Source organism: Tolumonas osonensis (assembly GCF_014202415.1).
Lineage (GTDB): Bacteria > Pseudomonadota > Gammaproteobacteria > Enterobacterales > Aeromonadaceae > Tolumonas > Tolumonas osonensis.
On sequence record NZ_JACHGR010000001.1, the window covers coordinates 461,442 to 476,750 of the forward strand.

The 15,309-nt window shown below is 53.9% G+C and carries 13 protein-coding genes and 1 riboswitch; of the genes, 9 read left to right on the plus strand and 4 right to left on the minus strand.

The window, feature by feature from the left end:
• Positions 1-94 precede the first annotated feature (94 nt).
• The 4 genes from HNR75_RS02100 to speA all read left to right on the plus strand — a co-directional run bounded on the left by HNR75_RS02100 (position 95) and on the right by speA (position 5,029).
• Complete coding sequence (locus tag HNR75_RS02100; protein WP_188025349.1) at positions 95-829, plus strand: carbonic anhydrase; 735 nt, start codon at positions 95-97, stop codon at positions 827-829.
• A 120-nt stretch (positions 830-949) separates the two neighbouring features.
• Complete coding sequence (nrdG, locus tag HNR75_RS02105) at positions 950-1,426, plus strand: anaerobic ribonucleoside-triphosphate reductase-activating protein (protein WP_188025350.1); 477 nt, start codon at positions 950-952, stop codon at positions 1,424-1,426.
• 63 nt (positions 1,427-1,489) lie between these two features.
• Complete coding sequence (locus HNR75_RS02110) at positions 1,490-2,863, plus strand: SLC13 family permease (protein ID WP_188025351.1); 1,374 nt, start codon at positions 1,490-1,492, stop codon at positions 2,861-2,863.
• 258 nt (positions 2,864-3,121) lie between these two features.
• Positions 3,122-5,029: a biosynthetic arginine decarboxylase gene (gene speA / locus HNR75_RS02115; RefSeq protein WP_188025352.1), complete on the plus strand. Its 1,908-nt coding sequence runs from the start codon at positions 3,122-3,124 to the stop codon at positions 5,027-5,029.
• An 89-nt stretch (positions 5,030-5,118) separates the two neighbouring features.
• On the opposite strand, the gene HNR75_RS02120 is transcribed toward speA, so the two are convergent.
• Complete coding sequence (locus HNR75_RS02120; RefSeq protein ID WP_188025353.1) at positions 5,119-6,987, minus strand: TonB-dependent receptor domain-containing protein; 1,869 nt, start codon at positions 6,985-6,987, stop codon at positions 5,119-5,121.
• 51 nt (positions 6,988-7,038) lie between these two features.
• A riboswitch (cobalamin riboswitch) is annotated at positions 7,039-7,232 on the minus strand.
• Positions 7,233-7,369: 137 nt separating this feature from the next.
• Between HNR75_RS02120 and trmA the strand changes: the two genes are divergently transcribed.
• Positions 7,370-8,470 (plus strand): tRNA (uridine(54)-C5)-methyltransferase TrmA, encoded by a 1,101-nt coding sequence (gene trmA, locus HNR75_RS02125; RefSeq protein ID WP_188025354.1) that lies wholly within the window; start codon positions 7,370-7,372, stop codon positions 8,468-8,470.
• Positions 8,471-8,529: 59 nt separating this feature from the next.
• On the opposite strand, the gene HNR75_RS02130 is transcribed toward trmA, so the two are convergent.
• Complete coding sequence (locus tag HNR75_RS02130; RefSeq protein WP_188025355.1) at positions 8,530-8,964, minus strand: Hsp20/alpha crystallin family protein; 435 nt, start codon at positions 8,962-8,964, stop codon at positions 8,530-8,532.
• 99 nt (positions 8,965-9,063) lie between these two features.
• Complete coding sequence (locus HNR75_RS02135) at positions 9,064-9,699, minus strand: LysE/ArgO family amino acid transporter (protein WP_223157723.1); 636 nt, start codon at positions 9,697-9,699, stop codon at positions 9,064-9,066.
• An 83-nt stretch (positions 9,700-9,782) separates the two neighbouring features.
• Between HNR75_RS02135 and HNR75_RS02140 the strand changes: the two genes are divergently transcribed.
• The 3 genes from HNR75_RS02140 to HNR75_RS02150 all read left to right on the plus strand — a co-directional run bounded on the left by HNR75_RS02140 (position 9,783) and on the right by HNR75_RS02150 (position 13,679).
• Positions 9,783-10,697, plus strand: a complete 915-nt coding sequence (locus HNR75_RS02140) for a LysR family transcriptional regulator ArgP (protein WP_188025356.1) — start codon at positions 9,783-9,785, stop codon at positions 10,695-10,697.
• Between the two features lie 94 nt (positions 10,698-10,791).
• Entirely contained in the window at positions 10,792-12,975 is a 2,184-nt protein-coding gene (locus tag HNR75_RS02145) for a PA5441 family protein (RefSeq protein WP_188025357.1), read from the plus strand.
• Positions 12,975-13,679 (plus strand): DUF3142 domain-containing protein, encoded by a 705-nt coding sequence (locus HNR75_RS02150; protein ID WP_188025358.1) that lies wholly within the window; start codon positions 12,975-12,977, stop codon positions 13,677-13,679. The genes HNR75_RS02145 and HNR75_RS02150 overlap by 1 nt, the downstream gene beginning before the upstream one ends.
• On the opposite strand, the gene nudE is transcribed toward HNR75_RS02150, so the two are convergent.
• Positions 13,676-14,266, minus strand: coding sequence for an ADP compounds hydrolase NudE (gene nudE / locus HNR75_RS02155; protein ID WP_188025359.1), 591 nt, complete (start codon positions 14,264-14,266; stop codon positions 13,676-13,678). The two genes, HNR75_RS02150 and nudE, sit on opposite strands and share 4 nt — an antisense overlap.
• A gap of 187 nt (positions 14,267-14,453) precedes the next feature.
• Here nudE and gspC point away from each other — a divergent pair, with 187 nt between their 5' ends.
• A complete protein-coding gene (gspC, locus tag HNR75_RS02160; protein WP_188025360.1) occupies positions 14,454-15,305 on the plus strand; it encodes a type II secretion system protein GspC in 852 nt (283 codons plus the stop codon).
• Positions 15,306-15,309: the final 4 nt, after the last annotated feature.

Below are 15,309 nucleotides of genomic sequence, written 5' to 3' on the forward strand. Positions count from 1 at the left end.
TTACAAAACCATTAAATAAGTAAGGTTATACTGCGACGCCCTTCGGGGCGTTTTTTATTTGCCTTTCAGTATTAATCAATTCGGGATCCACAGAATGAAAAAGAATCTGTTTGGTGCAGCCATGCTGCTTGCCTCCTTCTCCGCATTCGCCGCTGAACATCATGCCCACTGGGGTTACAACGGTGAAACCGGCCCTGAAAACTGGGCGAAACTGACACCGGAATTCGGTGCCTGCGCCGGTAAAAATCAGACCCCGGTCAACCTGACCGGTTTTATCAAAGCTGATTTGAAACCGCTGAAATTCAACTATAAAACAGGCGGCAGCCAGATCCTGAACAACGGCCATACCGTACAGGTCGTGTACGATGCCGGCAGCAACGTGGTGATTGATGGCGTGGAGTATGGTCTGAAACAGTTCCATTTCCATGCCCCCAGTGAAAATCTGATCCAAGGTGAATCTTATCCGCTGGAGGGCCATTTTGTTCATGCCGATAAGGATGGCAATCTGGCGGTGGTGACCGTCATGTTTAAAGAAGGCCATGAAAACACGGCGCTGAAAAACCTGTGGGCACATATGCCAGCCAAAGAAGGCGACAAGATTGCCCTGTCTCCGGCATTTAATGCGCAGACACTGTTCCCGAACAACCACGCCTACTATCGCTTCAGTGGCTCGCTGACGACTCCACCTTGTACCGAAGGTGTTCGCTGGATCGTGCTGAAAAAGCCGGCCTTTGTCTCTAAAGCACAGATTGACGCGTTCAAAAAGGTCATGGGACAGGACAACAACCGTCCTGTACAGGCCATCAATGCCCGCGAAATTCTGGAATAACATCGCTTGTGACGTTTCTCCGCCGGGAGAAACGTCTCTTTACCCCTACTTTCCCTGCTTTGATTTTTCGCGGCTGACGGGCTAGTGTGTACAGCAGTAGCCATGATTCAGGAGCCCGCCATGTTTTATCAGAAATATTACCCCGTTGATGTGGTAAACGGTCCGGGCACCCGCTGTACCCTGTTTGTCTCCGGCTGCGAACACCAGTGCCGGGGCTGTTACAACCAGTCCACCTGGCGCACCGATTCCGGCCATCCGTTCACTGCGGAACTGGCTGATCGCATTATTGCCGATCTGAATGACACCAAAATCAAACGCCGCGGCATTACCTTCTCCGGCGGCGATCCGCTGCATCCGGCCAATCAGGCCGATATACTGGCGCTGATCCAGCGTATCCGCGCGGAATGCCCCGGTAAGGACATCTGGATGTGGACCGGTTATCTGCTCGCCGAACTCACCCCCACCCAGCAGGAAATCACCGCCCTGATCGATGTGCTGATCGATGGCAAATTCGTGCAGGAACTGGCCGACCCGTCGCTGGTCTGGCGTGGCAGCAGTAATCAGGTGATCCACTACCTGCGCCAGCCGGCGGAATAATCCTCACTTGTTACCGCCTCAACTACACTAAGAGATAAAACAGCCCGTGATGTTGAGGTGTGTATGTCTGATGACACATCCACTACAGGACTTTTCAAGTCGCAGTACAAGCCGCTGATCCTGCTGCTGGATGTAGCGCTGCTGCTGATCCTGCTGAACTGGCTGCCGTTTGATCCCCGGATAAACAAAGGGTTATCGCTGTTCCTGTTCATTGCCGTGTTATGGCTGAGTGAAGCCATTCATGTCACCGTGACTGCCCTGCTGGTACCCATCATGGCGGTGCTGCTTGGGATCTTTCCGTTACAACCGGCAATCAGTCATTTCGCCAATCCGACCATCTATCTTTTCTTTGGTGGTTTTGCCCTGGCGGCAGCATTACATAAACAGCTGCTGGATCAGTTTCTGGCCCGACAGATCCTTATCCTGGCCAGGGGACGTCTTGATATGGCCGTCGGTTTGCTGTTTGCCATCACCGCGCTGCTCTCGATGTGGATTAGTAATACCGCCACGGCAGCCATGATGCTGCCACTGGCCATAGGTATTGCCTCACAACTGGGGGACGAAAAAAAACACAATACACAGACTTTTATTCTGCTCGGGATGGCTTACAGCGCAAGTATCGGTGGCATTGGTACGCTGGTGGGCAGCCCGCCCAATGTGATTGCCGCTGCGCAGGCACATATCTCCTTTCTGCAATGGCTGATGTTCGGCATTCCGATCGTCCTGATCCTGTTGCCCTGCGCCATGCTCGCCCTCTATCTGGTGTTACGTCCGCACTTAAATCAGCACTGCACCATGCAACAGATGGAACTCGTCTGGACGCGCCAGCATAAACTGACGCTGGTTATCTTCTCCGGTACGGTCTTAGCCTGGATCGGCTCCCAACCAATTTCTGCCTGGCTGGGCGGTATTGAGCAGATAGATACCCTGATTGCGCTCGCAGCGGCCGTGATGATCTGTATTACCGGTGTTGCCAGTTGGCGGGATGTGGAACGGCATACCGAATGGGGCGTGCTGATGCTGTTTGGGGGCGGGCTGAGTTTGTCTGCGATCCTGAAGGAGACCGGCACCAGTCTGTTTCTGGCACAACAGATCACCACCTGGTTCAGTCACACCCATCCGCTGCTGTTACTGCTGGCAATCGCCACCTTTGTGGTGTTCCTGACCGAACTGGCCTCCAATACCGCGACGGCGGCACTGATGGTCCCCCTGTTTGCCAGTGTGGCCGGCAACATGGGCATGTCGGTCAGTATCATGTCGATCATGATTGCGATCTCCGCTTCCTGTGCGTTTATGCTGCCGGTCGCGACGCCGCCGAATGCCATCGTCTATGCCAGTGGTTATGTACTGCAACGGGATATGATCCGGGTCGGATTCGTACTGAACATTATGTGCGCAATTTTGTTGGCCCTGTTCGCTTATTCCGGCGGGATCTGACGAGATCCACCAAGTTTTTTTTGCATGAATATGGGCGTTGTATGTCCTGATCCGCGTTTTTATTCACACTGGATCACTGCCTAGTCAAAGGTTTTCAATAGAAACCTTTTGTGGCTATAAAAAAATGTTTATCGCCAGAGTAATACGCATAAAATACGCCGCGATCAGAAGGGCGCACCAGGGATACTGCCATGTTGCTGACACGAACGCGCCCGATACTGCACCGTGATTATGATTGATTTTTACTAAGGAAATGCCATGGCAAACTGGTCCTGTCAGGACGCCCTGAAGATGTATAACGTTCCTTACTGGGGCGCGGGCTTTTTCAATATCGATGCGCTGGGCCGTGTCGTCGTGACACCGGATAAAACCCGGTTAGACTGCAAGATTGCCTTAGTCGATATTATCGAACAGTTACGTAAACAAGGCTATGCCGCACCGGTATTGCTGCGTTTCCCGGATATCATCAAAACCCGCATTAATGCGCTGTTTGGCGCCTTTGAACAGGCGATCCAGAGTTACGGCTACAAAGGCCGTTACCAGTGCGTTTATCCGATCAAGGTCAACCAGCAGAATCAGGTCATTGAATCGGTCACGCGCGCGTTTGCCGACAAGCCGGCACTGGGTCTGGAAGCGGGCTCCAAGCCGGAACTGCTGGCCGTGCTGTCCCATCACCACGATCAGGGTTCGGTGATCGTCTGTAACGGTTATAAAGATCGCGAATATGTTCGCCATGCGCTGCTCGGCTCCCTGCTGGGTCACCACGTTTATATCGTGGTGGAAAAACCGTCCGAGCTGGAGCTGATCCTGGATGAAGCGGCCCGTCTGAATATCGCCCCTCGTATCGGGGTGCGGGCCCGTCTGGCATCACAGGGTTCCGGTAAATGGCAGGCCAGCGGCGGCGAAAAATCCAAGTTCGGCCTGAATGCCGCCCAGATCCTACGACTGGTAGAACGTCTGCGTGAGGCCGGCAAACTGGATTGTCTGCAACTGGTGCATTTCCACCTGGGTTCACAGATTGCCAATATCCGTGATATTCAGGGCGGGATCCGTGAATGCGGTCGTTTCTATGCCGAGCTGCGTCATCTGGGCGCCAACATCGAAGTCGTTGACGTCGGTGGCGGACTGGGTGTCGATTACGAAGGCTCCCGTTCTCAGAGCCATTGCTCGGCCAACTACAACCTGCGCGAATATGCCAATAATGTGGTGTGGGGTATCGGTGATGTCTGCGAAGAGTTCGATCTGCCGCATCCGATGATCATCAGTGAATCCGGTCGTGCCATTACCGCACACCATGCGGTCCTGATCTCCAATATCGTCGGCATGGAAAGTCAGCTACCGACCTCGCTGCCGGATGCACCGAATGCCGAAGCTCCGATGCTGCTGCAGAACATGTGGGACAGCTGGAAAGAACTGCATGAGAAAGAAGATCCGGGCCTGCTGGAAATCTTCCATGACTCGGTGTCGGATCTGGCCGATGTGCATACCCAATACACGCTGGGCATGCTGTCACTGCAGCAACGCGCCTGGGCAGAAGATCTGCATCTGAATCTGTGCCTGAAACTGAAGGTCATGCTGGATCCGGTTAACCGCATGCATCGCAATCTGCAGGATGAACTGAACGAGAAGCTGGCAGACAAATGCTTTGTGAACTTCTCGCTGTTCCAGTCACTGCCGGATGCCTGGGGGATCGACCAGATCTTCCCGATCATGCCACTGAGTGGTCTGGATCAGCAGCCAACCCGTCGTGGTGTGATCATGGACATCACCTGCGATTCTGACGGTATGATTAAAGAGTATGTCGATGGTGTGGGTATCGAAAATTCGCTGCCAATGCCTGAAATGCGCAACGACGAAACCCACTATATGGGCTTCTTCCTGGTCGGCGCTTATCAGGAGATCCTCGGGGATCTGCATAACCTGTTTGGTGATACCCACAGTGCGGAAGTATGCCTGAACGATAACGGCGAACCGGTGATCACCAATATCATCAAGGGTGATAACGTCGATAACCTGCTGCGTTACGTCAATATCGACACTTCGGTGATCCGTCGCGATTACCAGAAGCTGGTAGCACACCCGTCGCTGAGTGAAGAGACCCGCAAGGAATTGCTGGAGGAACTCGAAGCCGGCTTGCAGGGTTACGCCTATCTCGAAGAGGAATAATCCTCTGACACTGTTTTCTCTCTCATAAGCAAAAGGGTTCGCCGTGAAAAGCGAACCCTTTTTATTTGTACTGCAATCAGGCGTAGGAATTACATCTGGTAACTGAAATCGACGTAGTAACTGCGCTCTGCCGTGGCATAGCCTTTGGCCAGGGTGTAATCCTTGTCAAACAGGTTGTCGATCCGGCCACCAATCCGCAACTGTGGCAGCACATGATAGCCTGCCGCCGCATTCCACAGCGCGTAAGGCGCCAGACGGGTGGCACTGTCATACCGCTCACTCTGATACTGACCGGTCAGTGACGCATCCCATTTATTCCAGTTCGCCATGCCAGTCCATTTGTAGTTACGTTTTGCACGACGTGACAGCGGCGTATCGTCTTCCAGATCCCGCGCATTCTTGAAGTCCGCGCTGAGTTTATGCGTGAGCCAGCCGGTGGCGAATTCCGCTTCCAGTTCAACCCCCTTGATCCGCGCACGACCCACGTTGCCCGGATACCAGGAGCCACTGCTGTCCGGAGCCCATTCGATCATATCCTCAAGATCATTACGATACGCAGTCACACGCCATAAAACCTCCCGGGTAGTCCCTTCCAGTGCAATTTCACTGTTTTTGGATGTTTCCGGCTTAAGATCCGGGGATGCGGCATACGGCGTATAAAGATCATTAAAGGTTGGCGCCCGGAAGGCGGTGCCATAACGGGCACTCAGACGATATTCCGGCAGGAAATTCCAGCCCAGACCCGCCTGCCAGGTGTTATGCCGGCCATATTGCTGGTTATCATCGGTACGGCCACTCAGCTCGCCCAGCCATTGTTCCCAGCGATATTGCGATAACGCATAGACCCCGACGTTGTTGCGGTTTTTATCTTCATCAAAAAACGCGCTACCGGAAGACAGCGAATCCGAATGCAATACGTCACGGCGCAAATCGACACCGGCGCCCACCGTCCAGGGATCCGTCACCTGATAATGATTCAGCCAGCTCAGCTGATATTGACTGGTTTTATACACCGAATCCGCGTCATGACGGGTGATCGTATCCGGATAATAATACATGTCGTTGTTGATCAGGCTGGCATTCAGTTCGGTCTGATAACGCTCTTTTCTGTATTTCGTGCCTAACTGATAGTGGGTGTTCTCTTCCCAGGTTTCATCGCGTTCATGCCCACCATATGTGACGCCATCATAAACATATGGCACTGATGAACCGTCACTTTGCACCGTGTTGCGGGACCAGTGCATCGCACCGTACACATTCACGTTATCCGTCAGCTGGTTCTGGTAATCCAGCATGGCATTACGCCCCAGAAAACCATGTGCATCACCGTCGTTGACACCTTCCACCGGATGCACGTTATAGCCATCTTCGGTTTCATAACCGGCTGCGAATTTCAGATGTTGCTGCTGGTTGATATCAAAGGAGGTGCTGCCATTCAGGTTCTGGTAATCGCGGGAGCCGGCACTGCCATTCAGCGTATGCTTATTCTGCCCGGCGCTGCCGCGGGTAATAATGTTGATGACACCGCCAATCGCATCCGAACCGTACACCGAAGCGCGGGCACCCCGGACGAATTCAATCCGTTCAACCTGATTGAGCGGAATACCGCTGAAATCCGTGCCGCCGTTGGTCGCGCTATTGATACGTACGCCATCCATCAGCACCAGTGTTTCGGCGGAGGTCGCGCCACGCACGATGACCGAGGATTGCTGACCGCGCCCCCCGTTAGACACCATTTCCACACCCGGCAATGTTTTCACAACATCGCTCAGAGAGCGGGCATGTAACTGTTCGATATCCTTGCGGGTAATAATATTTACCGGCGCCAATACAGAGGCAGTTGGTTCGGCAAAGCGTGTTGCCGTCACCGTGATCGGCAGGCCGGTGGATTCTTCGGCGTGTACAGGCGCAGCAATAGCCAGCGCCGACAGCACAGAAGCAGTCAGTCGTTTTGACATGGGTATTCCCTAGTTCGCGTAGTGGTCCCTGTTTGTCACATCAGAGGATATGACCCGGATTTTGCTCTGGCAGGTCTTCGGGCTTGGGGGCTTGTTCATTCCTACGGCGACGGCTTCCCGCCGGGCGGCAGTGCCTGAGTGTTCACTCGTTCGCTTTCGTTCCCCGATACCGCTGCGCGCCAGCTCCGGATTCACACCGGATTCCCTTTTAAGCAGGTTATTGCGCCAGAGAGCCGCGGATTATAGAGAGCCCATCAGGGTCTGTATAGCCGGACGTGACATTTTGTTAACAAATAACACCGCATAAAACGTAAGCATAAAACTGGACAACCACGCACAACCGCATACAATTTGCGCCCTTCCAGCCGTGACGGAGTTCAACATGACATACGCAGCGCATTCCGATGCCCTTTACCAGCAACAGTTGCATGAAAAACAGCAGCGCCTGACGCAATTGCTGGCTCCGTTTCAGGCACCGGAGCCGGATGTGTTTGCCTCTGCCCCGACGCATTACCGGATGCGGGCCGAATTCCGTATCTGGCACGAAGGGGATGACCTGTTCTATGTCATGTTCAATAGCGAAACCAAACAGCGTTACTACGTGGAAGAATTCCCTACCGGCAGTCTGCTGATCAACCGGCTGATGCCGCGCCTGAAAGCATTGTTACGTGCTGACCACGCCCTTAAACACAAGCTGTTCCAGGTCGATTTTCTGACCACCCTGAGTGGTGAAGCCCTGATCACCCTGCTTTACCACAAGCAGCTTACCGACGCCTGGGAACCGGCGGCACGTGAACTGCGGCAGGCACTGCGAGCCGAATTCGGCGAAATCGATATCGTCGGCCGCGCGTACAAGCAAAAGATCGTGCTGGAGCGGGAATATGTGCTGGAACAGTTGCAGGTTGCTGGCCGTACACTGGAATATATGCAGGTGGAAAACAGCTTCACCCAGCCCAATGCCGAAATGAACCAGCACATGCTGGGCTGGGCACTGGATGTCACCACGGATTGTCAGGGTGATCTGCTGGAACTGTATTGCGGCAACGGCAACTTCTCGCTGGCACTGGCGAAGAATTTTGACCGCGTGCTGGCCACGGAAATTGCCAAATCCTCCGTACACGCTGCGCAGCATAATATCGCGGTAAACCAGATTGAGAATGTGCAGATCCTGCGCATGTCAGCCGAAGAGTTTACCCAAGCCATGAACGGCGTACGCGAATTTAACCGGCTGAAAGGCATCGACCTGAAAGGCTATCACTGCAACACCATTCTGGTGGATCCGCCGCGTGCCGGGCTGGATCCGGATACTCTGGCGATGATTCAGGAATACGAGCAGATCCTCTATATCTCCTGCAACCCGGAGACCCTGAGCGATAACCTGAACACCCTGTGTCAGACCCACGAGATCAAACGCTGCGCCCTGTTCGACCAGTTCCCGTTCACGCATCATATGGAATCCGGTGTCTGGCTGGTGCGCAAATAGCAGACAAAACAAAACGGCATGCGGATGAGACTGGCATGCCGTTTCTTTTTCACCGTTAATTAGTGGATTTCAATTTCCAGTGGCTTGTCACCCGTCGGTGTACTCTTCAGCATATGCACATAGAGCATGCCATCACTGAAGTTGGCAGTGACATTTTCCGCCTTAACATCATCCGGTAACGTGAAACTGCGACTGAAACTACCATAGTAACGTTCTATGCGATGGTGTTTTTCATCGCTCTTTTCCATCTTACGTTCGCCGGTAATCGTCAGCGTGCCATGATTGACCTGCAGTTTGATGGCTTCGCGTGGAATTTCAGGAATTTCGACTTTGAGCTGATACTCTTTGTCGTCTTCCACGATATCCACAGCAGGAACCCAGTCGCTGCTGCCCGTCATGGATTCCCGGCCCCAGAACGGAACAGGGAAAGAGCGCTGATAATTATGGAAAATATCGTCAAGGTCACGGAACGGGTTCCATTTTTCGAGACGCATATAAACCTCCTTACGGCGCAGGTGGATCACTCAGATAACGATCACGCCTGTTATTATTATAGAACGCATTGAATATTTTTTAGGCAAAAACAAGCCTTTTTATACCAGTGAAACCCCGTGTCGCAGTAACCCTAACGCAATCAACCACATGATGCAGCCAACTCCGGCATCGATACATTGCTGAACCCGGACGCGCTGCAACTGCGGCGCCAGCCAGCTGGCCAGCAGCGCCAGACCAAAAAACCAGAGCAGCGAGGCCGAGATACTACCCAGCGCAAAACTCAGTTGCTGGGTTCGCGGATATTGCCCGGCAACCGCGCCCTGGATCATGACCGTATCCAGATAGACATGCGGATTCAGCAAGGTCACGGCCAGCGTCATACCCACCGCCTGTATCCGGCTCATCGTTCCCTTTTCTGCCAGTGACGATGTGGTCGCCCGCCAGGCGCGCTGCAGACTGGACCAGCCATAACGCAGCAAGAATGCCGCACCACCGACTGTCAACACCAACTGCAACGTCACGGATCCCGCAATCATCTTGCCAGCCCCACCCACGCCCAGTGCAATCAGTAACGTATCCGCCAAAAAACAGAGTCCGGCCACCAGCATGGCATGATTACGCCGGATCCCTCTTTCCAGCACAAAGGCATTCTGTGCCCCGATTGGCATAATCAGACTGGCTCCGACCAGCATACCTTGCAGATAAATAGCCGCGTTCAGCATCCGTTTTTCCATCTTTTATTCTTCAGTGGCTGCAGCATAAGAACGCGCTAGAATTAAGTAAAATTCATGATTCTTATAGAAGATAAGAAAAATTAATGAACCATCTGGATTACAAATTACTGCAGGCACTGGATGTGGTGTTGCGGGAACAGAGTTTTGAGCGGGCCGCACAGCAACTGCATCTGACCCAGTCGGCAGTATCTCAGCGTATCAAACAGCTCGAACTGCTGGTCGCACAGCCGGTACTGATCCGCTCTCAGCCATTGCAGCCCACCGCGACAGGGCAACTGCTGCTGACCCATTACCAGCAGGTACAACAGCTGGAACGGGAGCTGTTACCGCATCTGTCCCCGACAACGCCGGGAAAACCGCTGCCGGTCACCATCGCCACCAACGCAGACAGCCTGGCAACCTGGTTGATCCCGGCGCTGGCTTCGTTGCTGCAGCCAGGGCTGATTGAACTGAACTTACTGATTGAAGATGAAAACCGCACCATCGACCGCTTGCGCCGGGGTGAGGCATTCGGTGCCATCAGCACTCAGCAGGAACCGTTACCGGGCTGCCAGTCTGAACTGCTGGGGTACATGGACTATGTTCTGACCGCCTCGCCCGCGTTCATCCGCCGCTATTTCCCGGACGGGCTGACCGAGCAGGCCCTGCGCAAGGCGCCCGGGGTCGCGTTTGATCAGCGGGATGACATGCATGTCCGTTTTGTGGAGAAACATTTCGGCTTGCCGCCGGGCAGTTATCCCTGTCACACCGTCCGCTCTTCTGAGGCCTTCGTCGCTTTAGCCAAAGCCGGCGCTGCCTATTGCCTGATCCCGAAACTGCAGATCACGGTGGAATTGCATACTGGCGAACTGCAAGATCTGATGCCGGAGACCCCCTTGTTGCAACGCGGTCTCTACTGGCAACGCTGGGCCCTGGAGCGGGGCATCTACCGGCAGATTTCACAGCTCCTGCTGAGCCACTGTCGTCAGATCCTGCCGCAGCAATCAATATGTCGCTGATTTAACAGACAGTATTTGTGCTGCCGAACTGGCATCGTGCATCCGATTGTCTGATAATCAGACTTCAGGGCCAACAACTATCAAAGGACGGGATATGAATTGGCGTCTTATTTTTACCAGTGGATTTATCTTATCGGTGTTATTCCAGTGGCCGGCGCAGGCCTGTAGTGATGATAGTTGTTATCCGACCTGGAATCTGAAAAAAGACCTGCTTGATACCTGTAATAATGCGCCGTTTCTTTCCCCCGCCAATGACAGCCGAATCAATCTGCAATTACTGCTCGCCGACTCCAGCCACATTCCCCTGACCTCCCCGGCCTCGGACAATTACTACAAAGAGAAAGGCTACGCGCTGGTGCCGTTTCCGGCAGACTTTACCGAATTTTCAGAGAGCAGCGACAATGAGGCTGCCGCTCAGTCGCATTCCGCGTCAACACTGTTTACTCTGGCCGTACAGCTTGGCGTCAGCCGTGAAACAGCCACCGCTCTGCTGACACAAAGTCCGCGCTGGGAAGGCAGCCGCTGTGCCTCAAACAACCCGCAGACTGCCCTGCTTTATCTGCAGCAACTGGCACAGACCCGTGACATTCCCTCTTCCGAACGTCAGCAACTGGCACAGAGCCGCCTGGTCATGATCCAAAATTGCGCCCCCGATCCCGAACAGCAATCCGCTTTCTTACCCGGCGAGATAAAATCGCCGGCCGGGCAATTATTTGCCACTTACCAGCAGGGGGCACAGGCCTTTTATAACGGCGACTTTGCCCAGGCGATTGCGGCATTTAACGAACTCGGCTTGTCATCTCATCCCTGGCTGAAAGAAACGGCCACCTATATGAAAGGACGGGTCTTTCTGAACGCCGCCCAGCAGAATGCGTTCGATGAAATGGGATTTCCCAGCAATGATAAAGTCGATCTTGCGGCACTGCAGGCTGCGGAATCGGCCTTTAACGCTTATTTGAACACCTACCCGCAGGGACACTACTCCACTTCCGCGCAAGGACTGCTGCGCCGTGTATTCTGGTTGATGAATGATCAGAAACGGCTCGCGCAGGCCTATGCCTACTGGTTTGAACATCCACTCAGTGAAACGAATATCACCAGTAATCAGCTGATACAGGAGATCGATAACAAATTACTGATGTCTTCCAGTGACAACAGCATGATTGAAAACCCCCAGTTGCTGGCGATCATGGATCTGGTGCTGATGCGGCAGCGCAGCAGTGATGACAGCCGGCTGCCGTTGACCCTGACACAGTTGCAGGCGCAGGAATCCCGTTTTTCCGCACAGCCGGCGCTGTATACCTATTTGCTGGCCGCTTATGCCTTGTATGTGGAAAAGGACGCCGACAAGACACTGAGTATTCTGCCGGAAAGAGCCGCCGGAAAAATACCGGACTCTCTGGCCTTCAGTCAGCAGACGCTACGGGGATTTGCACTGGAAAGCCAGGAACAGTGGAGCCGGGCCGAACAGCTATGGCTGGACCTGCTGTCAGCGGTGACCGAGCCATTACAGCGGCAACAGCTGGAACTGGCGCTGGCGATGAATTACGAGCGCAGCGGGAAAACGGAACAGGTTTTTGCTTCCCGGTCCCCGGTCAGAACACCGATGATCCGGGAGATCCTGCTGCGCAACGTCGCCTCGCCGGCCTTGTTACGCCAGCAGATAACGCAGCCACAGTCGGAGCAGGAACATGATATTGCGCTGTTCACGCTGTTATACAAGGATCTGACCCGGGGTTTTTATGCCGACTTCCTCCAGGATCTTACATTATTGCCGGAAAAAGCCAGTACCCTTCCTCTGTTCATGGGCTTCACTTACAACACGCAGCAGGCCCTGGCGCTGTTTCAGTGGAATGGAAAAAACGCCACGGATTACCAGTGCCCGGCATTACGCGACATCGCGCAGACCCTGCAGGATGACAACACACACCCGCAGGCGCTGAATTGTCTGGGAGAGTTTATTTTCCGTCATGGCCTGGACGACTTTCCGCTGAATAATCAGCCTGAAGCGCAGGAGCTGGGTGGAACTGAAAGTCAGTTTACCGGCAAATTCTTCTCCCGCCTGGATGGATATCAGCAGGTCATCGCCAGCAAACAGGCCACGCACGAGGATAAGGCGTATGCCCTCTACCGTGCGGTGAACTGCTTTGCACCCAGCGGTTATAACAGCTGTGGTACGCAGGATATTCCGCTGACACAACGTAAACAGTGGTTTGACACCCTGAAATCCCGGTTCGGTGATACCCGCTGGGCGCAACAACTGAAATATTACTGGTAATGGCGGGATTGCAACGGCTCATTCTTCTGTTGCTGGCCAGCGTGATCCTGCCGGCACAGGCCATCGTCGATGCCCGGGAATATGATGCCTTCTGGTTATGGAGTGCCGTCCGCCCGCAGCCCGTGCTGGCGCAGGCAAAGTCGCTCTATATTCTGCAGGGGCAAATCAGTGAACAACGGGGAGAAAGCCGCTTCATCCCGCAAGGGATCGCCATTCCCCGTTTGCGTCACGGCCAGATCTGGCTGGCTTATCGGGTGGAAACCCTGAACTGGTCAGAAGCCATTTACCAGAGTATCGCGCAGCAGCTCACCCGCTGGCAGCAACAGGGCAATCCCGTCACCGGGATCCAGATTGATTTCGATGCCCGTACACTGCGCATGCAGCAATACGTCAACTTTTTACAGCAGTTGCGTCAGCGATTACCGGAACACTATGCGCTAAGTATTACCGGCTTGCTCGACTGGAGTAACCACACCTCGCCGGAATTGGTCAATCAGCTGGCCGGGATAGTCAGCGAGGTCGTCGTACAAACCTATCAGGGTCGGCACACCATCCACAATTACACCGACTACCTGCCGAGGCTGGCCCGGCTGCGTATTCCGTTCAAGGTAGGTCTGGCACAGCACGGGGAATGGCATGCCCCGGCGTATCTGGAGCAGGCTGCTTTTTTCCGCGGCTATGTGGTGTTTCTGTTCAATCACTAAGCTGGTGTGGGAATAAGACGGCCATCCCGGAGCTGGCGTAACAGCAGCAGCAACGCGGCAACACTGCGGGCCTCATGAAACTGCGGATGTTCCAGCAGCGCTTCCGCGTCTTTCAGCGGCCAGGCAATAATTTCCAGAGGTTCAGGCTCATCACCGGTCAATTGCTGCGGAAACAGATCCTGCGCCAGAAAAATCGCCATGCGGGCATTCATAAAACCGGGCGCCAGTGAAACCTGCTTCAGGAAAGACAGCTGACGGGTCGCCATCCCTATCTCCTCCTGCAGTTCCCGGTTGGCCGCTTCTGCATCCGTTTCCCCGGCATCCACCAGCCCTTTCGGAAAACCGAGTTCGTAAGCATGTGTTCCGGCGGCATATTCCCGGATCAGCAGCAAGGTATCATTATTCAGCACTGGCACAATCATCACCGCATGCCGGTTTCCTCCCGGAATGCGCTCATAGACCCGCTCCTCACCATTGCTGAAGCGCAGATGCAAAGACTCGACCCGAAACAGACGGCTCTGTGCCACAACATCCCGCTGAATGATTTCCGGTAAAGCACGTTCTGACGTGACTGGCTTATCTGACATGAAAATCACATGATGTTAAAAACTGTAACATCAGTATATCTTTCCCCGCCCGGACTGTCTTTGCTGATATTCTGTGATTTCTATGAAGATTTGCACATGAATTCCCGCAAATAGTTGTATAGGAAGGGGATCACATAGCAAAATGTTTCCTACACTGGGATAAGTATAACGATAAAGAGATCAACGTATGCAGTTACTGACGATCCGGGACTGGTTTCTGAGCGAGCGAGGGCTAAGCACGTTACAGCGCGCGCTGATATTGTTGCTGCTGATTGCCAGCAGTTATCAGCTGGCATTACTGAGCTGGCGTCTTATTCCTGCCCCGCAGACAACAGCTTCTCCGTCGGCCCCGGCAACCGTGGCGCCTGCTACTCCAGGCGCCAGTCAGGAACATCAGCAACGACTCACGCAGATCCGCGATGCCGCACTGTTTGGTGTCGCCCCACCTGCGGCAGAAAATATTCAGACTTCTGCCCCGAAAAGCCGGCTGAACGTACAGCTTACCGGCATTATGGCCAGCAGTATCGCCAGCCGCTCTATCGCGATCATTGCCCGTAACAACATCCAGCAAAGCTATGTCATCGACGAGGTGATCCAGGGCACCGATGCCAGAATTGTTCGGATCCTACCGGATCGGGTGATCATCAGCCGGCAGGGACTGCAGGAAGTCTTGTTTCTGGATGAAAATGCAGCCGCAAACGAAAATGTTGCCTCCCCGGCCCGGAATGATATTTCCGGATTAAGACAGAATCTCCTGAAGAACCCGGCCCGGTTACCGGACTATCTCAGCATTACGCCGGTCATGGAAAATGACAAGCTCAAAGGTTACCGATTAAATCCCGGGAAAAATCCGGAGTTTTTTAACCAGTCAGGCTTGCTGGCGAATGATCTGGCCATCAGTATCAATGGCCTTGATCTTCGGGACAAAGGCGACGCTGTCATGGCCATGCAGCAGCTGACCCATCAGACGGAAATGAACATCACTGTAGAACGCAACGGCGCAGAACAGGATGTTTACATTAATCTGGCACAACCATAAGCAC